Raw genomic sequence first — 25,235 nt, 5'->3', positions numbered from 1 at the left:
CGCCCCTGGAAGGCTGCCGGCGCCGGCGCGCCGCAATTGATCCACAGCGTGACATGCGGCTGTGATGCAATTATTGGATATCGCTTGCTAACCTCTTGCGACCTGCACTACCAGAGAAGCGAGAGCGCGCCTTAAAGAGAGTTTTTTCGATGCACGGCAAGATTCCTTCCAAATTGACGCGAGCGATCGAGGGAGGCGCCGAAGACGATGCGATCGACCTGCGCCAGGTGCAGGACTTCCTGCACCGCCGCTGGAAACTGATCCTCGCCTGCGCCGCGTGCGTGATGGTTCTCGCCTTTCTGATCACGCTGACCATAGCGCCGCGCTACACCGCCATGGCGCAGGTGCTGCTGGAGCCGCGCAAGGAAAAGATCTTCGGCGGCGACAACATCCTGCCCGAGCTCAATCTGGAGACCGGCAACGTCGACAGCCAGCTTTCCGTGATCCAGTCGACCAATCTGCTGCGCCGGGTGGTGGAAAAGGAAAAGCTGACCCAGGACCCCGAATTCGGCCCCAGCGCGCACACCGGCCTGCTCGGCTTTCTGGCCGGGCTGCTGCGGTCCGACGAGGCGGACAAGAGCGGCTCCGGCGCGGGGAGCGGCATTCCGCCGGAGGTTCTGAACTCGATCAAGAAATTGAAGGACGCTCTCGAAGTCGCCCGCGTCAACCGCACCTATGTGCTGTCGATCTCGGTGACCTCGGAAGACCCCGCCAAGGCGGCGCGCCTCGCCAATGCGGTGGCGGACGCCTATGTGGTCGATCAGCTCGACGCGCGCTACGACGCCGCCAAACGCGCTTCGGTGTGGCTGGCCGAGCGCATGGAGGGGCTGCAGGACCAGCTGCGCCAATCGGAAGAGGCGGTGTCGCGATTCCGCAAGGAGCATAATCTCCAGGGCACCGGCGGCGAGAACAAGGTCACGATTTCCGAGCAGCAGCTTTCCGAGCTCAACGGCAAGCTGATTTCGGCGCGGGCCGACGCCGCCGAGAAGCGGGCCAAATACGAGCAGGCGGCGCAGGTCACCTCGCGCGGCGGCAATGTGCAGGCCATCCCCGACGTCGTGCATTCCTCGGTGATCTCGGAGCTGCGCCGGCAGCAGGCCGAAGTGGCGCGCAAGGAGGCCGATCTTCTCGCGCATTACGGCGACCAGCATCCGCTGCTGATCAACGCGCGGGCGGAGCGGCGCGACATCGACCGCTCGATCGCCGAGGAAATCAAGCGCATCCTGATCAATCTGAAGAACGATTACGACGTCGCCAAATCGCGCGAGGCCTCGCTGCAGAACAGCCTCGACCAGGTGACGGGCCTGACCGGGCAGGACAACGGCGTCGCGGTGCGGCTGCGCGAACTGGAGCGCATCAACGCCTCGAACAAGACGCTGTTCGAGAATTTCATGTCGCGCGCCAAGATCACCCAGGAGCAGTCGAGCTTCGAGGAGCGCGAAGCGCGGGTGATCTCCCCGGCGACCAAGCCGATCTCGCCCTCCTTCCCCAAGAAGGGCGTCGTGGAGGCGCTGGCGGGGCTGGTCGGCCTGCTGCTGGGAACCGGCGGCGCGATCGCGCTGGACATGCTCAACTCCGGCTTCTCGAGCTCGCGCGAGGTCGAGGACAAGCTGGGCTATCCGGTGCTGGGCGCTATTCCGCTGCTGGCCGAGAAGGACCGCCGGATCGACGGCAAGGTGGCCGACCCCGGGCAGTATCTGCTCGCCAAGCCGCTGTCGCGCTACGCCGAGGTGGTGCGGGCGATCCGCGTCGGCATCCAGATGGCGGACGTGGACCATCCGGCCAAGGCGATCCTGATCACCTCCTCGATCCCCAGCGAAGGCAAATCGACGCTGGCGCTGAGCCTGGCGCTGTCGGCCGGCAAGGCCGGGCAGCGGGTCCTGCTGATCGACGGCGACCTTCGCCATCCGTCGACGAGCAAATATTTCGGGCTGGAGGACAAGCCCGGGCTGGTGGATTTCCTGACCGCCGGCACGCCCTTCGAGCAGATCGCCTCGCAGCAGCTCGGCGTGACCGTCATTCCCGCCGGCATGAAATCGCAAAATCCGCCCGATCTCCTCGGCTCGGAGCGCATGAAGCGCTTCGTCGAGAAGCTGCGCGACGTGTACGATTACATCGTGATCGATTCTCCCCCGGTCGAACCGGTCATCGACGCCAAGGTGCTGACGCCGATCGTCGACAAGGTGGTGTTCGTGGTGCGCTGGCAGACCACCAAGCGCGAAACCGCCGCACACAACACCGATTATTTCGCCAGCGGCCATAAGCTCGCCGGCGTCGCCCTTACCGTCGTCGACGAAAGCCAGACCCCAAAATACGGAGCCTATGGACACTACAGCGGCTATTACTACAAAAAATACTACCACAATTGAGGTCGGGTATGCCGCCGCTGCGCTCCGCGGGGCGCGGCGCAGGCGCGCCCGGAGCTGACGGAACAAAAACGCCCCGCCGTTACATCCACGGTCGGGGCGTTTTCGTCGGCGGCGCTCCGCTCGGAACCCAAGCGAGCGCCAGGCCGGATCGACAAGCCGCAGCCTTCTCCTCGCGAAAGCCCCAGGGGGATTCGCGACATGGTCAACGACAGCGAACCGTCTCTGGCGTTAATTTAGAAACCCGATTGGTTAACGCAAGGTTAAGCGACGCCATCCGGCCAGCCCCGCGACCGTCTTTTTCTGGCGGGAAAGCGATCCATATAGGCATGAGACTCTCAGGGCTCGCCGCACGCGCAACCAGGCGAGACCGCAAGGCAGCATTAATTTCCTACGGCCAAGGCGCTTATGCTCCTGAACTGGACCACCCGTGAGAAATTACACAAAGACATCGAGCTGATCGAGCCTGCGCCCGGCGGCTCGGCCCCGTCGGGAGAACAGCGCAAGAGCGCGCGGGCCGCATCGAATGGCGGAGGATCCGCCATCCCGGCTTTTCATGAGCGCCCGCCGTGGCTCGGGGCCGATCTCCAGACGCTGCGCAATTTTCTTTGCGGCGGCCCTTCGGATTTGCTTGGAGGCGAACGGCTCCTGCTGCCGATGCGGGACGGCGACATGCTTGCAGCCCGGCTCGATCTGCCCGCGCAATCCCGGGCTCAGCCGCTCGTCGTTCTGATTCACGGCGTCGCCGGCTCGGAGGCCAGCGTCAATATAGTGACGACGGCGCGGCGCCTCGTCGCCTCGGGCTGGCCCGTATTGCGGCTCAACCTGCGCGGCTCTCCGCCTTCGCGCCCGACCTGCGCGGGACGGTATCACGGCGGCCGCACCGAGGATCTGGCGGAGGCGCTGCGGCGGCTTCCGGCCCGTTTGACCCGCCATGGCGTCTTCCTGGTCGGCCATTCGCTCGGAGGAGGGCTGGTCGTCAAATTCATGGGCGAGAGCCGCCGCAACCTTCCGCTGCTGGGGGCGGTCGCCGTATCCGCGCCGCTCGATTTCGCCGCCACCTGCGCCCGCATGATGACGGCGCGCAATTTCGCTTATCAAAAATATGTTCTAGACGCCTTGAAGCGCGAGGCTCTGGCCCCGGGAGCCGCGCTCACCTCCGCCGAAAAGTCCCTGGTGGCGGAGGCGAGGAACGTCTTCGAATTCGACGATCGCTTCGTCGCGCCGCATTTCGGTTATCGCGACGCCCCGCATTATTACGAGGAAAACGAGCCGAGACGTTTTCTGGCCGGAATCAGGCGGCCGACCCTGATCGTTCACGCGCTCGACGATCCGTGGATTCCAGGCGAAAGCTACGAGGCGATCGATTGGCGGCGCCTGCCCCGCATAGAAACCGCCCTATCCCCCGGCGGAGGACACCTCGGCTTTCATGGCCGCGGCAGCAGCATCGCCTGGCACGACCGCGTGACGATCGGCTGGCTCGAAGCGCATTTGCATAAAAATTGATCGTCCGTCCAACGGCGACGAGCCCCAAGATATTGATCTTACGTGGCCTCTTACGGTTTCGGCCGGTCTTTGCCATTTGTGGCGAAACCCGCCGTCCTCGCGCCATTATGCCGCAGCATTAGGCATGGAACATAAGCGGGGATACGGGATTACTATTTCCGTCGACGAAGCCAGAGCGCTTTCCGACCAGACGGAATCGTCTGGTCGATAAGAAATCGCTCCGGATTCGAAAAGCTGGAGCAAAATCTTCCCGAAAAAGTCTGCCAGCTTTTTCGGATTTTGCCCTAGGGCGGTTTTCACGCGGAGTGCGGAAATGACCTTTTACCTGGAAGGAAGGATGAGCCTCGACGGCGCGCATTTTAAAGTTTCACAGGCCTTTGCGACCATCCAGGCGGCTCTCGACGCGGCCCGGATCAAGATGCGCTGTGAGGCCGCCGCCGTCTGGATCACCGACCACCAGCAGAGGTTGATCCTCTCGGCGCAGGAGGTCGCCGCCATGCTGACCGATCTCGGGGACGCGGGACAGGCGATTTCCCCTGTGCGATCAGCCGGCGCCGCTTTGGCCTGAAGTTTTTCTCCCACCGCGCCGTCGCGACGCGACCGCCCAGGAGGCGGCGGGAAGCGCGACGCCTCAAACCCTGATGGGCCATGGTGTTTCGCTGGTTGCGTCGTCGGGCGGTCTGCACGGCTCTCGTCAAGGCCGACGCCATCGCCTTGATCGAACGGTTCGGCGACAGCGCGCTCGGCGAGGCGACGCTTCGCGCCCAGGACGAAGAACGGGTGATGGACAGCACCCGCCCCACCGGTCATTGGCGACGGGTGAAGGAAGAAATCCGCCGCAGGCAACCCGAACGCTGAGCAGGATTTGCCGGCCCCGCCGGATATGGCGGCGAGCTAGCTTAATCGGTCGAGCATCGGCATAGGCGCCGCAACCAGCCTGGGCTCGCCCAGCGCTTCGATCAACTCCAGATCAACGTGCTCGCGAACGGAAGGATCCGCGATGACGCAACCGCCGCTGGGCCAAAAGACACAGCCGGACGTCGCCTTCATCGAATCGAACATGCTTTTCCAAAATTCCGGATGGCTCGGCGCGCGCGAGACCATGAAGCCGTCGATTTGCTCGCCCTCGTCCGCATAAATCTCAGCGTAGCCGGGATGCGACGGAACTATGATCGAAGCCAAGGGTCCCGGCTATGCTTGGAGACTCAAAGCCGGCAAAAAATTCGAAGAGGAGATGCGCGACGAAGTTATGAAACAGGCTAATCGCCACGTCGGCGCCGCCCCATCGCGTGATACCGAATGGTTTTTTGCCGAACCGGAAGCCGCCGAAGCCGTACGACAGTGGTTTGAGGCAGACGAAAGGTTCAAAAGGATCAAAATATTCGTCGTACCCCCGGAGCTGTGGTGATGCCCCGTCCTCCAATAGGCATAGAAGTAAAAAGCAAAAGCAAAGATTTTTTCATCGGCGCCAATTGGGAGGCGCGCGCGGAAACACCGGATGAACTCGCCGTGCGTTTCCTGAGCATGACCGATGCTTTGAAAGAGATCGACCCCGTTTTCAGCCTCTGGACCTGTACAGGACGTTCTCCCGAGAAGCTCGAAAAGGTCCGCGACCGCTTGGCCGCCGAAATCGCCGCAAATGTCCTGCGGGACTACTGGAACAACGAGCCCTCACCTCGCGAGGGCTATTCCTTCGGCGCGCTCACACGCAACACGCCGAAAACACGCTCCTTCACCGTGTCGTGCCGGGCCGCCTCTGTCCTTAACGATGTCTTTGGAAATCGTGTCATCCTTTCAACCGATGCGGTGATCGGCTGCCGGCCAGACGCAGACGTGGTGAGCTACCGGATCTTTCGCGCTGCTCTGCTCGCGGTCGTCCACGCCTGGGACCCCGTGCACGCGAGAGCTACATCGCACCCGCTCGTTCAAACCTATGGGGGCGGAATATATTTCGGGCCGGCCTGGATGAAATATCTTTGTCCCTGGCTCGCCGAAATGATCACGCCTCCTTCCACAGTCCTTGCGGAACGTCTGCCCAATGGCGGGCTGCTGATGTCCGCCACCACCGAAACCTTCGACGTCGAAAATCCCGCGCATATGGCCGCCGCCAAAGACATGGCCAATGCCATGGCCCCGCTCGAGCGGCTTCCCTGGCCTTCCCACGGCTGATGCGGTTTTCTCGCCGCCCCTGGGGCCTGGCGCATTCCGCAATGGAGCCCCTTCTCGGGACGTGGTAGGCCTATGCCGCCATCCAGCCAGATCGGCGGCCCCCGACATGACGCCACCAGATAAACCTCAGCCCCGGCCTTTGCTGCAGGTCGAGGATTTGAGAAAGACCTATCCCTCGCCGCAGGGACCGCTCGAAATCCTCAAAGGAGCGGCGCTGACGCTGACCGAGGGCGAAAGCCTCGCCCTGATGGGCGAATCCGGCAGCGGCAAAAGTACGCTGCTCCATCTTATCGGCGCGCTCGACCGTCCCGATTCAGGCGAAATCCGGCTCGACGGCGCGCCGATTTCCCGGCTGGCGGAGGCCGAACAGGCCGCCCTTCGCTGTAAGACCCTCGGCGTCGTATTTCAGCAGTTCAACCTCATTTCCAGCCTCGACGTGCGAGCCAATCTCGCCTTTCAGGCCAGGATATCGGGACGCTTCGACCCGCAGTGGCTCGAAGAGCTCACCGAGCGCCTGGGCCTCGGCGCCCTCCTTACGCGCTATCCGGAACAACTCTCCGGCGGGCAGCAACAAAGGGTCGCCATCGGCCGCGCGCTCGCCGTGCGGCCCCGCCTCCTGCTCGCAGACGAGCCGACCGGCAATCTGGACGAAGCGACCGGCGACGCGGTGCTCGGTCTCGCGCTGGAGCTGGTGGCGGCGACCGGATGCGCCTTTTTGATGGTGACGCACAGCGCCCGTCTCGCCGCACGGCTCGATCGGCAGGCCTGTCTTTCCTGCGGCGTCGCCATCGAGGAAGACGCGCCCGGCCGCAAGGCGCGAGCGGCGCGATGAAGCGGAATATTTGGGTCCTTCTTGCGCTGCTCGCCCATTGGCGCCGCCATCCGCTCAATCTCGCGGCGCTCCTCGTCGGCCTCTCTATCGCAACGGCGCTTTGGAGCGGCGTACAGGCCCTCAACGCCCAGGCCCGCCAAAGCTACGCCGAGGCCGCCGCGGCGGTCGACGGCCCCGGCACACGGACTCTGGTCGCGCCCAATGGAGGCATGATTGCGCAGAGCGACTATGTGAAGCTGCGCCGAGCGGGCTGGAAAGTCTCGCCGGTCCTCGAAGGGACGATCCGCCTCGGCGAAAAAAACCTGCGCATCATCGGCGTCGAGCCGCTCACGCTGCCCCATGGCGCCCGGCTCGCCGGGCTCTCCCGCGGGGTCAGCCTGGAAAAATTCCTGACCCCGCCCGGAATCGGCTACGCTGCGCCGGAAACGCTCCGGAGCTTCCAGCTCGAAGCGCCGCCCCAAAACCGAACGCCCGCCCTGCCACAGGCGCAGGCCCTCCCCGAGGCGCCGCCGGGGGCGCTCGTCGTCGACGTCGGCGTGGCGCAGAAGCTTCTGAACCGACCCGGGCAATTGACGAAACTGGTCGTCGAGGCCGAAGGCCAAACGCCTCTCGGTGAAATCGTCGGCGACGCGCTCCGCATCGCGCAGCCCGAAGAGACCAGCGATCTCTCGCGCCTGACCGATAGTTTTCACCTCAATCTGACGGCTTTTGCGCTGCTTTCTTTTCTGGTGGGGCTGTTCATCGTTCACGCCGCTTTCGGCCTCGCTTTCGAACAGCGCATCGCTGCAATCCGCGCCATTCGCGCAGTCGGCGTATCGGCGGGGGCGCTCGTCGGCGCGATGCTCCTCGAGCTCTTGGTCCTGACCGTCGCGGCCGGGGGCGCAGGCCTCGTTCTGGGCTATTGGATGGCGGAGGCCCTGCTGCCCAACGTCGCTTCGACCCTCGACAGCCTCTACGGGGCCTCGGTTTCGGCGCGGCTCCAGCTCCAGCCCGGCTGGATCGTCTCGGGACTAGCGATGGCGCTCGCCGGCGCCCTGAGCGCAGCGGCGGGCGGCTTGTTCCGGGCCTTCCGCCTGCCGATATTGGCGACCCGGCCGCAGGCGTGGCGAGAGGCCCACCGCCATTATCTTCGGCGGCAGGCGCTCTTGGGAGCGGCCGCCATCGCAGGCGCCCTCGCCCTGTCGGCCTTCGGCCAGGGACTCGCGGCCGGCTTCGCCCTGATCGCCGGCGGATTGGTGGGCGCGGCCCTTATCCTGCCCGTGGTCGTCGACGGCGCGCTGCGCCTCGGCGAAAAGTGCTCCAAGGGTCCGATCGCGCAATGGTTCTGGAGCGACGGCCGCCAGCAGCTGCCCGGTCTTTCCCTTGCGTTGATGTCCCTTCTGATCGCGCTCGCCGCCGATATCGGCGTCGGCGGAATGGTGGAAGGCTTCCGCGTCTCCTTCACGCGCTGGCTGGATGAAAGATTGATCGCCGAGGTCTATTTCGAGGCGAGAGACGACGCGGCAGCGGCAAAGATCGAGGACTGGCTGCGGCGTCGCCCCGAGGTCGAGGCGATCTTGCCGGCATGGAGGACCAGGACCAAAATCGATCCCTGGCCTGCGGAGGTTTTCGCGATGCGCCCGCACCAGACCTACCGGGAGCATTTCCCCTTGCTGGAGCAGAGCGAAGGCGCGTGGGATCGTCTGGCGCGAGGCGACGCGGCTTTGATCAGCGAACAGCTCGCCCGCCGCCTCAAGCTCGGCCTCGGCGACGCCGTCGACGTTCCGACCGAGGCCGGAATCCGGCGCGTCGCGGTGGTCGGCGTCTATGCCGATTACGGAAATCCTTTCGGGCAGCTGCGCGTCGACGCCGCCGCATTCGAACGTCAATGGCCGCATGCGCCCCGCATAAACTACAGTCTACGGGTCGCCCAGGAAAAAGCCGCCGGCCTCATCCGCGACATGCAGGAGGAGATCGGCCCCCTGCTCGCGCGCCTCGTCGATCAGGCCTATGTCAAGCAATTGTCTCTTTCGATCTTCGAGCGCACCTTCGCCGTCACCGCGGCGCTGAACGTCCTGACCCTGATCATCTCGGCGACCGCGCTTCTCTTCAGCCTGCTGACCATCGGCGAAATGCGCCTCGCCCAATTGGCGCCGGTCTGGGCCCTCGGCGTATCCAGGCGCCGCCTCGCCGGGCTCGAGCTGATCCGCGCCCTGGTCTTCGCCTGCGCCGTAGCATTCTGCGCCCTGCCGCTCGGCCTGTTCATGTCCTGGTGCCTCGTCGCGGTGGTGAATGTCGCAGCCTTCGGCTGGCGGTTGCCCTTCCATGCCTTTCCAGCCCAATGGGCGCAGATCTTCGCCGTCGCTCTCGCAACCGCTTTGGCGGCGGCGCTTTGGCCCGCGATCAGGCTGGCCCGCAGGGAGCCCGTCGATCTCCTGAGAGTGTTCGCCAGTGAACGCTAGAAAAGTGTTTTCAAGCGGAGTCGACGCCGGTTTGTGTGAAGAAAACACGATCGAACAAGGAATCATGGAGTATTTCCGGTTCAATCTGAACCGGAAATACTCCACCGGTCTCGCCGCAATGCTCTGCCTCGCCTCCCTCTCCGCGGGAGCCGGGGAGATTCGCGGGCTGGGTCGGAACGCGCCGGGATATTTGACGGCGACGCCGGGCGTGGAGCTGGCCTTTCCGCGCGATTACGGCGCCCATCCGGGTTTTCGCGTCGAATGGTGGTATCTGACCGCCAACCTCCACGACCGCGCCGGCGCCGCTTATGGCGCGCAATGGACGCTGTTTCGCGTGGGGCTGGCTCCTGGGCCGGAAGGAACCGGCTGGGAGAGCGGCGCCATCTTCATGGGCCACGCCGCGGCGACGAGCGCAAGCGAACATCTTTTCGCCGAGACTTTTGCACGCGGGGGCATTGGCCAAGCCGGCGTGAGCGCCGAACCTTTCGAGGCCTTCATCGACGACTGGTCGATGAAGGCGCCAGGAGAGGGAATATCCCGGCTCTCCGTCGCCGCCGAAGGAAACGGTTTCTCTTACAAGCTTGCGCTGACCTCCGAAAAGGGTCCGGTCGCCCAGGGCGACCGCGGCTACAGCCAAAAGTCGGAGACCGGGCAGGCCTCCTATTATTTCAGCGAGCCATTCTACGCCGTCGAAGGCGAGATCCGGTTGCATGGAAAGCCGGTGAGAGTTTCCGGCCGGGCCTGGATGGACCGCGAATGGAGCGGGCAATATCTCGCCCCCGAGCAAAAGGGCTGGGACTGGTTTGCGCTGCATCTTCCTGGGAACGAGAAACTGATGCTTTTCCGTCTGCGGAGCGTCACGGGGCGCAATTTTCTCACCGGAAACTGGATTTCGGCCACAGGCGAATCGCAGCAACTGGGCCCCGGCGACATTTCGATCGAGCCGCTGGCCGAGACCCGGCTGGAGGCCGCGACGCTGCCGACCCGCTGGCGCCTCGGGGTTCGAAGCCACGGCCTCGATATCGAGACCGCGCCGCTCAACCCTTCGAGCTGGATGGGGACCAGATTTCCCTATTGGGAAGGCCCGATCAGCTTTTCAGGCTCGCATCAGGGCGAAGGCTATCTGGAAATGACGGGCTATTCTCAATAGCCGAACTGCTCGCGCAGGATGCGATCCTCCAGAGAATGGCCGGGATCATGCAGCAGCACCAGCGAGGTGGCGTGGTCCATCTCGATATCCACGCTCGCGACGTCGCGGAACTCGTCATGGTCCGCCACGACCGAGACCGGCCTTTTGTCGGCTTCGAGCACCTCCAGCCGCACCCTGGCGTCGTCCGGAAGAAGCGCTCCGTGCCAGCGGCGCGGCCGGAAAGCGGAGATCGGGGTGAGGGCCATCAGCGGCGCGTTGAGCGGAAGAATCGGCCCGTGCGCGGAAAGATTATAGGCGGTCGAGCCCGCCGGAGTCGCGACCAGCACGCCGTCGGCGACGAGCTCGGCCATGGCCTCCTTGTCGTTCACGAGTATCCTCAGCTTGGCGATCTGGGAGGTCTGGCGCAGCAGGGAGACGTCGTTGATGGCGTGGGCCCGGAACTCCCCGCCCTGGCCGTCGACCGCATGCATGAGAAGCGGATGAATGATCGAGCGCTTCGCCGCCCCGATCCGCTTGCGCAGCCCCGACTCGCGATATTGATTCATCAGAAATCCGACCGAGCCGCGATTCATGCCGTAGATCGGCTTGCCGTCGCCCAGGAAGCGATGAAGCGTGCGCAGCATGAGGCCGTCGCCGCCGAGCGCGACGATGCAGTCGGCGTCCTCCGGAGCGACCTCGCCATATTTGGCGACCAGCCGCTCTCTCGCCTCCTCGGCCTCCGGCGCCCCGGAGGACAAAAAAGCCAGCGATTTTGGCGATGTCGGCTGTTCGCCGCCTGCGCCGACATCCGCCTCTGCAACCGCGCCGGAACCCATGTCATCGCTTTCAATTCGCGCTCCGATCGAGCGCTGGCGTGTTTTCCCGGACATCGAATACACCCGCGCCCCCCTCGCGGAAAAGAGCCGCGGCTTCGCCCGAGCGCATTGCGCCGAATCTGTAGTTGGACTTGCGACGAGAATGCGGGCGGCGGCGTTATACGGCTTAAATCGAGCGGATTTCGCATGACCGAAAATTCCGCTTGGCGGCGCGGAGGGAAGCCGTTATAAATCGGCTTCCGTGGCGCGCGGCCGGCAGGCTCCGCGCCGCGATTTGTTTTGCGGAGCCGGCGACGGCTCCCGTTCATGAAACTCCAGGGCGTCAGGCAAGTCCCCATGGCCAATCCGATACAGTTCCTCCAGGAGGTTCGTTCCGAGGCGAAGAAGGTCACATGGCCTTCGCGCCGCGAAACCCTGATCACCACCGGACTGGTTGTCCTCATGGTGATCGCCGCGAGCCTGTTCTTCGTGGTGGTCGACTGGGCCTTGCGTCTCGGCGTGGGTCTCATGCTTCAGGTCGGAAAATAGTTTTCGCTTTTCAGGAGCCGATTCAGCGCCATGACCATGCGGTGGTACATCGTCCACGCCTACTCCAACTTCGAAAAGAAGGTGGCGGACTCCATTCGCGAGCAGGCCGCGCAGCGAAACTGCCTGGAACGCTTCGAAGAAATTCTCGTGCCCACCGAGCATGTGGTCGAAGTGCGGCGCGGTCGCAAAGTGAACACTGAAAGAAAGTTTTTCCCCGGCTATGTGCTGGTGAAATGCGACCTCACCGACCAGGTTTTCTCTCTGATCAAGAACACGCCCAAGGTTACGGGCTTTCTCGGCGCCGACAACAAGCCGATGCCGATCAGCGAGGACGAGGCCAGGCGCATCAAGGGTCAGGTCGCCGAGGGCGTCGAACGTCCCAAGGCCACCATTTCCTTCGAGGTCGGCGAGACGGTGCGCGTCGCCGACGGCCCCTTCGCCTCCTTCAACGGCGTGGTCGAGGAAGTGGACGAGGATCGCTCGCGCCTCAAGGTCGCGGTCTCCATCTTCGGCCGCGCGACCCCCGTGGAACTGGAATTCGCGCAGGTCGAGAAGGTCTGAGCCGCGGGCGATCGGGAGAAGGGCGCTTTCGCTTCCCTCGACGGGGAGGGTCGCCTCGAAGCGGCGGGGCGGGTGATTAGCGGCCTCACTTTTTTGCTTTAATTCACAAGACCTCGTTTGGAGCTTCGCGCGAGCGCTGCTGCGCTAGATCGACTCGAAAGTGGATGGTCTTCGCGGCGAGATCGCCGACGTCCGCTCCGAGGTCAAATCGCTGCGCGCGGATGTGGCGTCGGACCTCATGAGCCTAGAAAAGAGAATGGGCGAGCAGGAAAAGCGCTGAGCGATCAGATTGTTGGCCTGCGCCGTTCCGTGATGGAACATCATTGCTGGCAATAGGTCGCGGTACGTTGCTCACCGAGTTCGAAGAGCGCCTTCGCCGTCTCCAACAGCATGCCGGCCTTAAGTCCGAGGGGCGTTGAAGCATCCCCTTTTTCGCGAAGGCGACGATCCATTCGTCGCCTTCGAGGTCTCGCGTATCGGCCGCTTCTGGCGCGTCATTCCTCTCGGCGGCCAAGGTAGCGCGCAGCGACCACAAGGGGACTGCACGGCCTTTCGGCGCGGCGGCCGCCGTCGTTCAGCCTCCTGACCCCGCCGAAGTCGGATCAGAATTTCGTGCGGCCGAGCAAGTCGCCGGCGTCGAATCGGTAATTGACGCCGACGCGAACCACATGAAAGCTTACGTCCCGCGTGGCGCCGCCGGGGCCGCCCGCGCCGCCGCCCGATACGTCGTTGAAGAGATATTCCGCCTTCGCCGACCAATTGCGCGCGAAAGCCCATTCGGCGCCGCCGCCCGCCGTCCAGCCCGTCGCGACGCCGCCGCCCGCGCCCGCATAGGCGAAGCCGCCCGTGCCGTACAGCAACAGACTCGGCCCCAGCGCCAGAACCCCGACGCGTCCGCGCACCGTGCCGAACCACGGAACAGCCCCCCCGCCCTGCGCTCCCGTGAATGGCGGAACAGCGCCTGCGCCGAGGGCCGTCGGAACGAACAGAGGCGGACGCCTGCCGGAGAGGGACAGGCTGGTTCCCTGAAAATCGGATTCGAGACCCACCACGAACAGCGGGGTCAATTGATAGTTGTAGCCGATCTGGCCGCCGCCCACGACGCCGCCCCCGCTCCGTTGAGCCCATCCGCCGCCGAGGTTCAGACCGAAATACAACCCGTTCCACGACGTGGCGGGCGCTGGCTGCGGCGCGACAGCCGTCTTGCGCGACGGAAGATCGGCGGCGCTCGCCGGGCCGAGGAGCGCGATCAGAGGGAGGATGGAGAGGCTGACTTTCTTCATTTGCGTGAAATACCTGCTTTTGGGTTTTCGGCTGGATTGGCAGTGGCCCGCCAGGGCGAGGCCTGGCGGGCCACAAGTCGGCGACCGGATGGGGTTAGAAGCCGCCCGCCGAGACGACCGCTTGTTGTCGCGGCCGTTTTTTCCGACCCGGCGGGCCGGGTCTGCTGTTTTCGGTAAAGCGACGGCGACAGTCGTCTTCGCTTTGTGTGAAATTTACCCACGAACTATGCGTGGGTAAATTTCACACGTCAAGACCCCGCACGGCGGGTTCATCGTCATTTCCGATAAGAAAAAACGGGTGAGGAGGCGCGCTCAGCGCCTTGGCGGACCGCCCCCCGGTCCCCCGGGCCCAGGAAGACCGCCGGGAGGCGAACCGCCGCCGGGTCCGAACGGACCGCCAAAACCGCCGGGAGGCCCATTTCCGAAGTCGGGCGGCTGGGCCCCGGCGCCGGAATGCGAACCGTCTTCGTCGCCCGACGGCGCCGGCGCGGTCTCCCGGGCGTCTTTCATCCGCTGGCGGAAATCACGGCCAGATCCCTTGTCTCCGAGGCTTTCCGAGACGCGAAAAGTCTTGATCGACCAGCCTCCGCTCTGATCCATCACGAGGCCGATCACCGCGCGCGCCACGCCTTTGAAGGAGGCGTCGCGCGGCGTCGTCAGACTCGTCCCCGCGGCCTCGATCGTCGCGCCGTCGCGTTCGACATAGGTTTCGACGACCGCCTGCAGCACCCCGCGCGGCACCCACTCTTCCTGCGCGACAGCGGAAACGTCGAAGCCGCCGCCTGCGACGGCGCCGCGCAGCGCGACCCGCTGTCCCGCGAGCGACCGCGCGACCCCGGAAAGCGGCTGCGTTCCGATCGCGAGCCGTCCCTGGGCGTCGCGCGTCACCGTGCCGACGATCTGCTCCGCTCCGGCCTCGACGGGTTCGACGAGGCTCGCGACGATCGTCTGATCCGGCATGCGCAGTCCGCTGACGGCGACATGGCGTCCGACCGCCAGTCCGGCGGCGGCGACGCCGGGCCCGAGTTCGACCTTCTGCCCCAGGACGCGCAGGCTGCGACCCACAATCGATTCGATCGGTCCCACAACCTCGCGCAGGATGCGGATGCGCGTCGTCGTGAAGCCCGTTTCTTTGCTTTCCGCGACAAGCGACACGACATGGCCGATGCGCATGTGCGAAACATCGACGGTCCGCCCGTCGATCGTCACCTCCGCCGTCGGCGCGTAGGAGATTTTCAGCCCGTTGACGAGAATGCTGCCGAAGCCGCGGATCGTGCCGACGACGCCGGTGCCCCCCAATCCGTTGTCGATGTCGGGAAGCACGGAAATATAGCCGGTGCCCCCGAGGCCGTTGTCTTTCGGCCTTTCTTTGGCGCCTCCCCGCGCCGCGCCATCGGCGACACAGGCGAACAAGAACGCGAGGAGCCGTCGCCGATCGAGCGCGGGAAATTTTTTCACGACGGTTCTCCCGCTTGGTCTTCTGGCGCGCCGTCGCCGCGCGGCTCTCGCTCGCGATAGACATAGACGCCAAAGTTCCAGCGCCATTCGCCGCCGGCGTCGCTCCGGTGAAGCGTCTGCGCCTCGCGATTGGCCGCGAGCAACGCCTCCATCGCCAGTTTGCGGGACAAGGCCTCGAGCCGGCGCGCCGCTTCGTCGGACAGGCCTTCGTAATGCACCGCGCGCTCGAGGAAGGGCGCGGGGTTCGCGGTCACGTTCTCCACGGCCGCGGCGATATGGTCGTGCAGATTGCGGCCGAAATAATGGAGCTGGCGGTCGTCGCCGCGGTTCGGCGCGATCGCCGCCTCGGTGAGAACCACGCGGCCCTTCGCATCGAGCACGACGATTCTGCGATCCAGCCATTCGTCGAGCACCGCGCGTGGGCGAAGGTCTTTGGTCACATCCTCGACAAGTTCCTCGAAGGTGGGCCCTTTCCCCTCGGCGCCCGCGCGCCGCAGGGGAGCCGGCGCGCCGCTCTCGTCGGCGAAGCGGCGGTCGGCCAGCCACAGGGCGACGATCTGCGTGGTGCGAGACACCGAGGCCGGCGTCATGCGAACCGGAGCGCCCGCTTCGCGCAGGCGCCGGACCTCCTTGCGGTGGATCCCCGTCAGGAGGCTGATGCGGCTGTCGGTCTGCTCCTTGTCGGGCAAGGCGAAGTCGTGGACGGCGACATTGACGTAAAGCTCCCTCAGCAGATCGCAAATCGCGGGAAAGGTCGCGCCGCAGCGGATGAAGAGGCGCACGAGCGGGCGCAGCAGGCGCGCGAGCGGCTGCTGAAGCTTCTGCGCGTCTGGAAGCGCGTCGTCGTGGCTCTCCTTCATGGAGCTTTGGTAACCCGAGTCTGAGTGGGCCACAATCCCACGCCTTCTTGACGTGGGAATATTTTACACGCAAGATACGAACGTGTGATCATTTCCCACGTTGGAGTTTCGAGATGTCCTGCACCCCGCTGCGCCCCGCGGTCCGGCCACCAACAATGGCCCATGCCAAACCCGCCCTGCTGAGACGTCTGGCGGTGGTCGTCACCATCGGCGCGGGCGCCTACGCCATGTCGAGCCCCCGGACCGGCGCCGAGCCCCGCCCTTCGGTCCAGGAGATGTGCGAAGCGGCGTCGCCCGGCGAAAACGCCTCCTGCCAACCGCGCTGACCCCGAAAAGAAAGACGGAGCCGACAATGATGGACGACATCCCCTCGGTCGTTTTTTTCGACGAGGATCGCGAGGCGTGGGGTTATTCGAGCCCGGCGCGCCTCGCGCCGTGCGACCGCGACCGGCGCATCGACGCATGGCTCTCCGCCTGGATTCAGGACGAGAACCTGCATCTCATCCGCGACCGGGCCAGCAACGCGCTCGATCCGGTTTCCGCGACCCTCTACTTCCGGGCGCGGGAGCTGTACTGGACCGTGACCCGCGCGCTCGGCCTCGGCCATCTTCACGACGGCTCCCGCGTCCGCATATCCCGGCCACGCCCGCGCCCGCCGAGCGAATTCCCCCCAGCGCACGGCTTCTCCCTGCCCGGCGCCAGGCGGCTGTTCATCGACGTGACGCCGACCCATCGTTTCGGAGGGCGCACGGGCATCCAGCGCGTCGTGCGCGAGGTCGCGCGCCGCGCCCCGAACTGCGGCTTCGCGCTGCCGGTCGTCATCGAGAATGACAGGCTGCTGCCATGGTGGGATTGTCCGGCTTTGCCAAGCGAGCTTTCCTTCGCGCCGGGCGACCGGCTCGTGCTGCTCGACGCCTGCTGGGGCATGGCGGGAGAATATGCATCGACCATCCGCCGCCTGCGGGCCGCGGGCGGGAGCCTCGTCACCGTCGTGCACGATCTCATCCCGCTCACGCATCCGCTGGCGGTTTCGCCGCGCATGCGCGCGGAGTTCCGCGAATGGTTCGAGACCATCGTGATGAAGAGCGACGGCGTCGTCTGCGTCTCGCGCAGTGCGGCGGAGGATTTCATCGACTACATCCTGAAACACGCGCCGTTCGGGCGATCCGATCTTCGCGTCGGCTGGTGGAGCCTCGGCGCCGATTTCGAAGAAGACGATCGACGGCCCGTCTCCGCGACGACGCAAGCCATCTTCGCGGAGGAGACGCCCTGTTTCCTCAGCGTCGGGACGCTGGAGCCGCGAAAGGCCTATCCGATCGCGCTCGACGCCTTCGAACAATTGTGGCGCATGGGGGTCGACGCCCGATATCTCATCGTCGGCCGGCCCGGGTGGCAGAGCGAGGCGCTGGCCTATCACATCACGCATCACCCGGAATTCGGGAGGCGTCTGTTCTGGCTCGACCGGGCGAGCGACACGGATCTGCGCTTTTGCTATCGCCGCGCCCGCGCGCTCGTCTTTCCTTCGATCATCGAAGGCTTCGGCCTGCCGCTGGTCGAGGCCGCCCGGTACGGTCTGCCCGTCATCGCCTCCGATCTTCCGGTGTTTCGCGAAAACGGCGGCCGCAATGTCGATTTCGTGCCGATGCTCGACCCGCGCGCAATGGCCGAGAAGATCATGGAGATTTGCGGGCGGACCGCCGAACGGAAAATCGCCGTCGCGCCGACATGGGACGAGGCGGTGGACAGTCTTATTCAGCTCATTCACGATGGCGCTTACCAGGCCGGCGCGCGCATCGCTACGAGCCAGGGAGGCTAGCGCGTCTCCAGCCGAAGTGGACGCCGGTTCGGCGTGGGAAACGCGTTGACGCAAAAACTCAGGGCGTTTTCTGTGTTTTCGTGAAACATGAAAACGCCCCAACCCGTCTTGACCGGCTGCGGGGCTGGAAATCGCGGGCGACGCGGACGGCGCGGCCCCTTTGCTCAGATTGCGGGTCGGCCAGCGCAGTTGATCTTTTCCCCGCTATCGCCTAAAAGCCCGCTTTCCCGCGGCGCAACCCGCTTCGGGAAACGATGCGTGGCGGGCGCGCCCTTGTCGCCAAGGGGAGTTCGCGTCGGACCACGAACTGCAACCGACGGCTCGCGGGCATTTTTGCGCGCGGGGCCGTCACTCGTTGGAGAAACCCAATGGCGAAAAAAATTGCCGGCTACATAAAGCTGCAAGTGCCGGCCGGCGCGGCGAACCCCTCGCCGCCGATCGGTCCCGCGCTCGGTCAGCGCGGCCTCAACATCATGGAATTCTGCAAGGCGTTCAACGCCAAGACGGCGCAGATGGAGAAGGGGACGCCGATCCCCGTCATCATCACCGCCTATCAGGACCGCTCCTTCACCTTCGAGATGAAGCAGCCCCCGGTCAGCTTCTTCCTGAAGAAGGCCGTCGGCCTCAAGATCGGCAAGAAGCCGGCCTCCGGCTCGAAGACCCCGGGTCGCGGCTCCGTCGGCAAGATCACGCAGGCCCAGATCCGCGAGATCGCCGAAAAGAAGATGCCCGATCTCAACTGCTCCACTGTCGAAGCCGCGATGACGATGATCCAGGGCTCGGCTCGGGCGATGGGCTTGCAGGTGGTGGAGTAAGATCATGGCGCATATCGGAAAAAGAATCGCCAAGGCGCGCGAAGGCATCGAGCGCACGAAGCTCTATCCCTTGGACGAGGCCATCAAGCTGGTGCGCGAGCGCGCCAAGGCCAAGTTCGACGAATCGGTCGAAATCGCGATGAATCTCGGCGTCGACCCCAAGCATGCGGACCAGATGGTGCGCGGCGTGGTCAATCTGCCGAACGGAACCGGCCGCGTTCTGCGCGTCGCCGTTTTCGCCCGCGGACCCAAGGCTGACGAAGCCAAGGCCGCCGGCGCCGACGTCGTGGGCGCCGAGGAACTGGTGACCACCGTTCAGGGCGGCACGATCGATTTCGACCGCTGCATCGCGACCCCGGACATGATGCCGCTGGTCGGCCGCCTCGGTAAGGTGCTCGGCCCGCGCGGCCTGATGCCGAACCCCAAGGTCGGCACGGTCACGATGGACGTCGCCGCCGCGGTGAAGGCGTCCAAGGGCGGCGCGGTCGAGTTCCGCGTCGAAAAGGCCGGCATCGTGCAGGGCACGGTGGGCAAGGTCTCCTTCGACGACGGCAAGCTCGCCGAAAACGTCAAGGCTTTCGTCGACGCCGTCGCCAAGGCCAAGCCCGCGGGCTCCAAGGGCACCTATATCCAGCGCGTCGCGCTGTGCTCGACCCAGGGTCCGGGCGTCAAGATCGAGGTCTCCTCGCTCGGCGCGACCCAGCAGTAAAAGCTGCGCAGTCAATTTAAAAAAGCCGGCGGGAAACCGTCGGCTTTTTTGTTTGGGCGTCCGATCGCCACTACAAATCAGGACGCCGTCTCCTTCACGATCTGCGCCAGCGCCGCAGCTATCGCTGCCTGTTGCGCGGGCGTCAGATGCAGGCCGAGCTTGGAGCGCCGCCACAGCACATCCTCGGCGCAGCGCGCCCATTCCTCCTCGACGAGATAACGCAGCTCGGCCGTGGTCAGGCCGCAGCCATAATCCTCGCCGAGATCGGACATGGCGTGGGCCGCGCCCAGGAGCCGCCAGACCCGGGTTCCATAGGCGTGAGCCAGCCTGCGCGCGACGGTCGGATGCAGGAAGGGCTTTTCCCGCGTGAGCTGAGCCAGAAAGGCCGGAAAATCGCCGATGTCTCCGCCGGGCAGCGGCGCCGCCCTGGTCCAGGCCGGCCCCAGATGCGGGAAAAAGGGCGTCAGCTGCTCGAGCGCATGTTCGGCCAGACGCCGGGCGGTGGTGAGCTTGCCGCCGAACACGGACAAGGCCGGGGCCGCCTCGACGTCGAGATCGAAAGCATAGTCCCGCGTGACCACCGAGGCCTCGATGGCGCCGTCGTCGAACAGCGGGCGCAGGCCGGAATAGCTCCAGACCACGTCCCTTTCCGAAATTATGTGGTTGAAGCAGCGGTTTACCGAGTCGGTCAGATATTCGATCTCCTCGCCGCTGATCGAGACCGGCCCGGCGGGCTCGTCATAGGAGACGTCCGTCGTGCCGATCAGCGTGAACTCCTGCTCGTAGGGAATGGCGAAAATGATGCGTCTGTCGGGGTTCTGCAGCAGATAGGCGTGATCGCCCGCGAACAATCTCCGCGTGACGATATGGGAGCCCTTCACCAGCCGGACATGCTTGCGCGATTTTATGTGAAGCGAGCCGTCGAGCACCCGTGAGACATAGGGGCCCGCCGCATTGACGATGATCCGGGCTTCGATATCCTCGACCTCGCCGCCGCGCTCGACGCTGGCGATCCATCGGTCGCGGATGCGGAGCGCTGAAACGAACCTCGCGCCCACCCGGATTTCGGCGCCGTGTTCGCGGGCGGACAGAGCGTTGGCGACCACGAGACGAGAATCGTCCGCCCAGCAGTCGGCGTAAGTGAAGCCGCGCTGGAACGACGGACGCAAGGGCGCGCCGAGTTCGTTGTTGATCAGCGAGACCCCCTGCGAGCGCTCCAGCCGCTTCCGCGGCGCCAGATAATCGTAAAGCAGAAGGCCGATCCGCATCATCCACGCCGGGCGCAGACCCCTCTCGTGAGGGAGCACGAACTTCAAAGGCCGGATGATGTGGGGTGCAGCCCGCAGCAGCAGCTCACGCTCCGACAGGGCTTCCTGGACCAGCCGGAACTCATATTGCTCGAGGTATCTCAGTCCGCCGTGAATGAGCTTGGTCGAGGCCGAGGAGGTGGCGCAAGCGAGATCCCCCTGCTCCGCGAGAAGAACCGAAAGTCCGCGGCCGGCCGCATCGCGCGCTATGGCGCAGCCGTTGACGCCGCCGCCGATAATGAGCAGATCGTAAATCATGAGCTTCGTTTCCGAATCGATTTCCTGAAATATTAGCGCCTGGGCAGCGTCGCCGCGCCTTTTTTACGCCGCAGCCCGAGAGACGCAGCGCGGATGCGGCTCGCCCTTGCCTTGGGCGAGGCCGTCGTCTCTCAATGCGCCGAGCGCGATCCCGGTTTCATCCTCGCTGGCGGCGGGGAGCGAACCGGACGCACCCTTTCATCGGCCTTTCAGGCGATCCAGCACCGCTTTGGTGGCCAATCCGTCGGCGGGATGAACGCCTTCGCTCAACTGAAAGGCATGGACGGCGTTCCTCGCGACGCGCCCGAGCTTGCCGTCGATCGGACCGTGGTAGAAGCCGCGTTCGGCGAGCGCCTGCTGCATGGCTTTGCATTCGGCGGTGGTCAGCGGCGTCACCTTGGGCCAGGGGGTGCGCGGAATCTCGCGCCCGGCGATGCGGTCCCCGAGCAGGGCGACCGAGAGAGCATAGGCGTCCGAGATATTATATTGCCGGATGACCTCGAAATTATCGGTGATGAGAAAGGCCGGCCCCTTGGCCCCCGCCGGCAGATAAAGACTGGCCGCGCCGGATTGCGGCAGGGCGTCGCCGCCGGCGCCGGTAAAGCCCAGCGCCCGAAACTGCGAAAAGTCCATGTCATAGGCGGCAAAATCATAATCGGGCGGCAGCCGCGTCTCCAGCCCCCAGGGAAGGGCCGGGTTCCAGCCGGATTTTTGCAGAAAACTCCCGATCGAAGCGAATGCGTCGGGCTGGGAGGTCCAGATGTCGGGCGCGGCGCCGCCGGCGAAACCGACCGCATATTTGAGATAGGCGGAAGGCATGAACTGGGGCATTCCCATCGCCCCCGCCCAGGAGCCCCGCAGGCGGCGGCGCGGCGCGCCCTGTTGCAGCATCACGAGCGCCGCCACGAACTCGTCGCTGAGCTTTTGGGTCATGTGGCCTTTGTAGGCCAAAGTCGCCAGCACGCGCAGAACGTCGGCGCCGCCGGTCGCGGTCCCGAAGTTGCTCTCGACCCCGAGTATAGCGACGATGAGCTCGCCCGGAACCCCGCTCCGCCGCTCGATTTCGCTCAAAATATGGGAATATTCCCCGGCGACGGCGCGACCCCGGGCGATCCGGGCGCTGGTCGTCACGCCGGACACATAGGCCGGGATCGACACCGTGAACTCGGACTGCGCCGCCGGCCTGGCCGCCACGGCGGGATCCGGGGTCAGGTCGAGCACCGCAGCGTCGAAAGTCTCCCTGCCGACGCCCGCGGCCTCGGCGGCGGGCCACAGCCCCTGCAGGAATTGTTGAAAATCCCCGGTCTGCGCCCGGCTGCCGTCAGCGTAGGCGCAGCCGCAGACGAGGACCGCCTGCAGCAGCCGGCGCCGATCCAAACGCGCATCGAGGGAAAGCTTGTCCGATTCTTGCATGGGGTTTTCCGAACCGAAGCAACGCCCCGGCGCCTTCTTTGGAAAGTTTACACTTTCCGGCATTTCGTTTGACAGGGCCGTGACGCTGTCTTCTACTCGGGACAGAGTTTATCGACAGAAAAGGGAGCGCGGAAGTTCCGTGCAGGCAGCGTAATGACGCAATTTCCCTCGGCGACGGGTTTCATCGCCCCCATCAGGATGCGGGAGGCGCCCGCCAAAAGCGCTCCGACCGAATCCGAACTCAAGACCAGGCTGCGCTCGGTCGGCCTGCGTCCGACGGTCCAGCGGCTGTCTCTGAGCCGGCTGCTGTTCGGCAAGGGAGACCGTCACGTCAGCGCCGAAGCGCTGCACGCCGAAGCGAGAGAAGCCGGCCTCCAGATGTCGCTCTCGACCGTCTACAATTCTCTCAACCAGTTCGCGCGAGCCGGATTGCTGCGGGAAATCGCGGTGCAGGGTCCCCGCACCTATTTCCACACCCGCACCTCTCCGCACCATCATTTCATGGATCAGGCGACCGGGCGCATGTTCGACGCCCCCGACAGCTCGGTGGAATTTTCGCGCCTGCCCGCCCCCCCGGAAGGCATGGAAATCGTCGGCTGCGACGTGATCATCCGGCTGCGCCCCAAGAAGGTTTGAGGCGCAGGCCCGGAGTTCGCCGCATCAGCCGACCAGCTTCCTGATTTCCGCGCGCAATCCGTCCGCAATGTCGGGACGCTCCAGTCCAAAAGCGATGTTGGCCGCGAGAAATCCAAGCTTCGAGCCGGTGTCGTAGGTCTTGCCGTCGAACCGGACGCCGTGGAACGACTGGGAAGCCGCCAGCCCGATCATCGCGTCGGTGAGCTGGATTTCGCCGCCGGCGCCTTTCTCCCCCTTCTCCAGAATTTCGAAAATCTCGGGATTGAGAATATAGCGGCCGGAAATCATGAGATTGCTGGGCGCCGTTCCCTGCGGCGGCTTTTCCACCATGCCCTTGATCTCGAAACTATGGCCGTGGTCCGCGCCCACGCTGACGATGCCGTATTGATGGGTTTCGCTCGCGGGAACTTCCTCGACCGCGATGATGTTGCCGCCGTGCTTCTCATAGGCCTCGACCGCCTGCGCGAGGCAGCGGCTCTTGCGCGGCCCGTTCGCCAGAGTGATCATGTCGGGAAGCAGCACGGCGAAAGGTTCGTCGCCCACGATGTCGCGAGCGCACCAGACCGCATGACCGAGCCCCAAGGGCGCCTGCTGGCGCGTGAAGCTGGTGGCGCCGGCCTTCGGCAGGTCCGCCATCAGGCCTTCATATTCCTTTGTTTTGTTCCGCCGCTTCAACGTGTCTTCGAGTTCGTAGGCCATGTCGAAATGGTCTTCGATCATGCCCTTGTTGCGCCCGGTGACGAAAATGAAATGCTCTATGCCCGCCTCGCGCGCTTCGTCGACGACATGCTGCACCACCGGACGATCGACCACGGTGAGCATCTCCTTTGGCACGGCCTTGGTCGCAGGCAGAAAACGAGTGCCCAACCCGGCGACCGGGAAAACAGCCTTGCGAATGCGCTTGGTCATGCGTGATCCATTGGGTTACAGAAGGTGATGCGCCGCGCTTATAGACTATTGCGCCTTCGCGGAGTGCAACGAAAGTTATGTCCCGCCCGTTAATTTCGGGTGACGAATCGGAGCGCCCTGTCACAAGCGATGACAGGTCTTTGCGACAACAATGCGCTCCAACTCTTTAATCCGGCGTAGCTTGCCATCGCTCCAGACCATTCGGTCGAGGGCGGAAGCGCGCCACAGCGACGGGTGTCGACATGTCGGTTCTGGTGACGGGCGGCGCGGGCTATATCGGCAGCCATATGGTTCTCGAACTCCTGGACGCAGGCGAAGACGTCGTCGTGCTCGACGATCTCTCGACCGGCTTCCGGTGGGCGGTTCCTCCGCAAGTCCCGCTGGTCATAGGGGACTTTGGCGACGAAAATTTGGTGAAGGACGCGATCGCGCGCTACGGGGTGACGGAAATCGTCCACTTCGCCGCCAAAATCGTGGTGCCCGAGTCGGTCGCCCGCCCCCTGCTCTATTACTCCAACAACACGGCCAAGGCCCGCACCCTTCTGGAGACCGCGACTTCGGCCGGGATCGAAAGATTCATCTTTTCCTCCACCGCCGCGGTCTATGGCGATCCGGTGCAGAACCCGGTCACCGAGGACGAGCCGCCGAAACCCATGTCTCCCTACGGCCGTTCCAAGCTGATGGTGGAGTGGATGCTGGAGGACGTTTCGAAGGCGTCCAATCTGAAATATGTGGCATTGCGCTATTTTAACGTCGCGGGCGGCGACCCTGCGGGGCGCGCCGGCCAATCGACCCCGAACGCCACGCATCTCATCAAAGTGGCGGTTCAAACGGCCCTCGGCCTGCGCCCGAAGATGCAGCTGTTCGGGATCGACTATCCGACCCACGACGGAAGCTGCGTGCGGGACTATATTCAGGTCACGGATCTCGCGCGCGCTCACATGGACGCACTCGCCCATTTGCGCGGCGGCGGGCAGAGCCTCGTTTGCAACGCCGGCTATGCGAAAGGTTTTTCCGTCATCGACGTCATCGAGACCGTGAAGCGCGTCTCGGGGCGGGATTTCCACGTCGAGGTGAGCGAGCGCCGGCCCGGCGATCCGGCGGCCATCGTCGCAGGCAATGATCTCATCAAATCCGCCCTCGGATGGCGCCCGCAGCATGACGACCTCGAGGAAATCGTGCGGCAGGCGCTGCGGTGGGAACAGAACCTCGCCGAGCGGGTCTCCGGGAACGCCGGTCTCGACGGAATCAAAACCGGCGCTCCAGGTTCTTGATTGGGCGCATTGTTCGAGTCGTCGGGTGTTTCCACCCGACTTGAAAATCCTCCAATAAGCCGGTTTCCGGTCGGTCTCGCGCCCCGGGGCGCTTCTCGCGGGACGCTCCAATCATGCCAAATCCGCCCG

25 protein-coding genes are annotated in these 25,235 nt (G+C 64.8%); 17 read left to right on the top strand and 8 right to left on the bottom strand.

Annotated features, from left to right (window positions below; translation table 11 throughout):
• The first annotated feature begins 149 nt into the window (after positions 1–149).
• From H2LOC_RS17410 to H2LOC_RS17395, 4 genes are all read left to right on the top strand, one after another.
• On the top strand, positions 150–2,369 hold the full coding sequence (locus tag H2LOC_RS17410) for a GumC family protein (RefSeq protein ID WP_136494550.1): 2,220 nt from the start codon (positions 150–152) through the stop codon (positions 2,367–2,369).
• Between the two features lie 405 nt (positions 2,370–2,774).
• The gene (locus H2LOC_RS17405) at positions 2,775–3,872 is read left to right on the top strand and encodes a YheT family hydrolase (RefSeq protein WP_136497430.1); all 1,098 of its coding nucleotides are present in this window, start codon (positions 2,775–2,777) and stop codon (positions 3,870–3,872) included.
• A 313-nt stretch (positions 3,873–4,185) separates the two neighbouring features.
• Positions 4,186–4,440 carry a hypothetical protein gene (locus tag H2LOC_RS17400; protein ID WP_136497431.1) on the top strand — a complete coding sequence of 85 codons (255 nt, stop codon included), beginning with the start codon at positions 4,186–4,188 and terminating at the stop codon, positions 4,438–4,440.
• Positions 4,441–4,520: 80 nt separating this feature from the next.
• Positions 4,521–4,730 (top strand): hypothetical protein, encoded by a 210-nt coding sequence (locus H2LOC_RS17395; RefSeq protein WP_136497432.1) that lies wholly within the window; start codon positions 4,521–4,523, stop codon positions 4,728–4,730.
• A gap of 36 nt (positions 4,731–4,766) precedes the next feature.
• Here H2LOC_RS17395 and H2LOC_RS17390 read toward each other — a convergent pair whose 3' ends face one another.
• Positions 4,767–4,976 carry a hypothetical protein gene (locus tag H2LOC_RS17390; RefSeq protein ID WP_136497433.1) on the bottom strand — a complete coding sequence of 70 codons (210 nt, stop codon included), beginning with the start codon at positions 4,974–4,976 and terminating at the stop codon, positions 4,767–4,769.
• Between the two features lie 64 nt (positions 4,977–5,040).
• Here H2LOC_RS17390 and H2LOC_RS17385 point away from each other — a divergent pair, with 64 nt between their 5' ends.
• From H2LOC_RS17385 to H2LOC_RS17365, 5 genes are all read left to right on the top strand, one after another.
• Positions 5,041–5,280 carry a hypothetical protein gene (locus H2LOC_RS17385; RefSeq protein WP_136497434.1) on the top strand — a complete coding sequence of 80 codons (240 nt, stop codon included), beginning with the start codon at positions 5,041–5,043 and terminating at the stop codon, positions 5,278–5,280.
• Entirely contained in the window at positions 5,280–6,041 is a 762-nt protein-coding gene (locus H2LOC_RS17380) for an Imm52 family immunity protein (protein WP_136497435.1), read from the top strand. The genes H2LOC_RS17385 and H2LOC_RS17380 overlap by 1 nt, the downstream gene beginning before the upstream one ends.
• Positions 6,042–6,147: 106 nt before the next feature.
• Complete coding sequence (locus tag H2LOC_RS17375) at positions 6,148–6,873, top strand: ABC transporter ATP-binding protein (RefSeq protein WP_136497436.1); 726 nt, start codon at positions 6,148–6,150, stop codon at positions 6,871–6,873.
• Positions 6,870–9,314 (top strand): FtsX-like permease family protein, encoded by a 2,445-nt coding sequence (locus H2LOC_RS17370; protein WP_136497437.1) that lies wholly within the window; start codon positions 6,870–6,872, stop codon positions 9,312–9,314. Before H2LOC_RS17375 ends, H2LOC_RS17370 begins: the two co-directional genes overlap by 4 nt.
• On the top strand, positions 9,304–10,464 hold the full coding sequence (locus H2LOC_RS17365) for a lipocalin-like domain-containing protein (protein WP_246206874.1): 1,161 nt from the start codon (positions 9,304–9,306) through the stop codon (positions 10,462–10,464). Before H2LOC_RS17370 ends, H2LOC_RS17365 begins: the two co-directional genes overlap by 11 nt.
• On the opposite strand, the gene H2LOC_RS17360 is transcribed toward H2LOC_RS17365, so the two are convergent.
• Positions 10,458–11,279 carry an NAD kinase gene (locus tag H2LOC_RS17360; RefSeq protein WP_136497438.1) on the bottom strand — a complete coding sequence of 274 codons (822 nt, stop codon included), beginning with the start codon at positions 11,277–11,279 and terminating at the stop codon, positions 10,458–10,460. The two genes, H2LOC_RS17365 and H2LOC_RS17360, sit on opposite strands and share 7 nt — an antisense overlap.
• Positions 11,280–11,615: 336 nt before the next feature.
• Here H2LOC_RS17360 and secE point away from each other — a divergent pair, with 336 nt between their 5' ends.
• Both secE and nusG read left to right on the top strand, forming a co-directional pair.
• Positions 11,616–11,807 carry a preprotein translocase subunit SecE gene (secE, locus tag H2LOC_RS17355; RefSeq protein WP_136497555.1) on the top strand — a complete coding sequence of 64 codons (192 nt, stop codon included), beginning with the start codon at positions 11,616–11,618 and terminating at the stop codon, positions 11,805–11,807.
• A 30-nt stretch (positions 11,808–11,837) separates the two neighbouring features.
• Positions 11,838–12,368 carry a transcription termination/antitermination protein NusG gene (gene nusG / locus H2LOC_RS17350; RefSeq protein WP_136497439.1) on the top strand — a complete coding sequence of 177 codons (531 nt, stop codon included), beginning with the start codon at positions 11,838–11,840 and terminating at the stop codon, positions 12,366–12,368.
• Between the two features lie 602 nt (positions 12,369–12,970).
• Here the strand turns inward: nusG and H2LOC_RS17345 are convergent.
• From H2LOC_RS17345 to H2LOC_RS17335, 3 genes are all read right to left on the bottom strand, one after another.
• Positions 12,971–13,651, bottom strand: coding sequence for an outer membrane protein (locus H2LOC_RS17345; protein ID WP_136497440.1), 681 nt, complete (start codon positions 13,649–13,651; stop codon positions 12,971–12,973).
• 312 nt (positions 13,652–13,963) lie between these two features.
• A complete protein-coding gene (locus H2LOC_RS17340) occupies positions 13,964–15,109 on the bottom strand; it encodes a hypothetical protein (RefSeq protein ID WP_154331705.1) in 1,146 nt (381 codons plus the stop codon).
• Positions 15,106–15,969, bottom strand: a complete 864-nt coding sequence (locus H2LOC_RS17335; protein WP_136497556.1) for a DUF6502 family protein — start codon at positions 15,967–15,969, stop codon at positions 15,106–15,108. The genes H2LOC_RS17340 and H2LOC_RS17335 overlap by 4 nt, the downstream gene beginning before the upstream one ends.
• A 155-nt stretch (positions 15,970–16,124) precedes the next feature.
• Here H2LOC_RS17335 and H2LOC_RS17330 point away from each other — a divergent pair, with 155 nt between their 5' ends.
• The 4 genes from H2LOC_RS17330 to rplA all read left to right on the top strand — a co-directional run bounded on the left by H2LOC_RS17330 (position 16,125) and on the right by rplA (position 19,309).
• Positions 16,125–16,295: a hypothetical protein gene (locus H2LOC_RS17330; protein ID WP_154331704.1), complete on the top strand. Its 171-nt coding sequence runs from the start codon at positions 16,125–16,127 to the stop codon at positions 16,293–16,295.
• A gap of 26 nt (positions 16,296–16,321) precedes the next feature.
• Complete coding sequence (locus H2LOC_RS17325) at positions 16,322–17,785, top strand: glycosyltransferase family 4 protein (RefSeq protein WP_246206873.1); 1,464 nt, start codon at positions 16,322–16,324, stop codon at positions 17,783–17,785.
• Between the two features lie 368 nt (positions 17,786–18,153).
• Entirely contained in the window at positions 18,154–18,600 is a 447-nt protein-coding gene (gene rplK, locus H2LOC_RS17320) for a 50S ribosomal protein L11 (protein WP_136497443.1), read from the top strand.
• A gap of 4 nt (positions 18,601–18,604) precedes the next feature.
• A complete protein-coding gene (gene rplA / locus H2LOC_RS17315) occupies positions 18,605–19,309 on the top strand; it encodes a 50S ribosomal protein L1 (protein ID WP_136497444.1) in 705 nt (234 codons plus the stop codon).
• A gap of 77 nt (positions 19,310–19,386) precedes the next feature.
• On the opposite strand, the gene glpD is transcribed toward rplA, so the two are convergent.
• The gene (glpD, locus tag H2LOC_RS17310) at positions 19,387–20,874 is read right to left on the bottom strand and encodes a glycerol-3-phosphate dehydrogenase (RefSeq protein ID WP_136497445.1); all 1,488 of its coding nucleotides are present in this window, start codon (positions 20,872–20,874) and stop codon (positions 19,387–19,389) included.
• Between the two features lie 198 nt (positions 20,875–21,072).
• Complete coding sequence (locus tag H2LOC_RS17305; RefSeq protein ID WP_136497446.1) at positions 21,073–22,287, bottom strand: lytic murein transglycosylase; 1,215 nt, start codon at positions 22,285–22,287, stop codon at positions 21,073–21,075.
• A 153-nt stretch (positions 22,288–22,440) separates the two neighbouring features.
• Between H2LOC_RS17305 and irrA the strand changes: the two genes are divergently transcribed.
• Positions 22,441–22,923 (top strand): iron response transcriptional regulator IrrA, encoded by a 483-nt coding sequence (gene irrA, locus H2LOC_RS17300; protein WP_136497447.1) that lies wholly within the window; start codon positions 22,441–22,443, stop codon positions 22,921–22,923.
• A gap of 24 nt (positions 22,924–22,947) precedes the next feature.
• Here irrA and galU read toward each other — a convergent pair whose 3' ends face one another.
• Entirely contained in the window at positions 22,948–23,832 is an 885-nt protein-coding gene (gene galU / locus H2LOC_RS17295; protein WP_136497448.1) for a UTP--glucose-1-phosphate uridylyltransferase GalU, read from the bottom strand.
• A gap of 242 nt (positions 23,833–24,074) precedes the next feature.
• Between galU and galE the strand changes: the two genes are divergently transcribed.
• Positions 24,075–25,106 (top strand): UDP-glucose 4-epimerase GalE, encoded by a 1,032-nt coding sequence (galE, locus tag H2LOC_RS17290; protein ID WP_136497449.1) that lies wholly within the window; start codon positions 24,075–24,077, stop codon positions 25,104–25,106.
• The last annotated feature ends 129 nt before the right edge of the window (positions 25,107–25,235 follow it).

It is taken from the genome of Methylocystis heyeri (assembly GCF_004802635.2).
GTDB classification, from domain to species: Bacteria; Pseudomonadota; Alphaproteobacteria; order Rhizobiales; family Beijerinckiaceae; genus Methylocystis; species Methylocystis heyeri.
The sequence above is the reverse complement of the archived record's forward strand: the minus strand, read 5'-3'. Positions and strand labels throughout refer to the sequence as shown.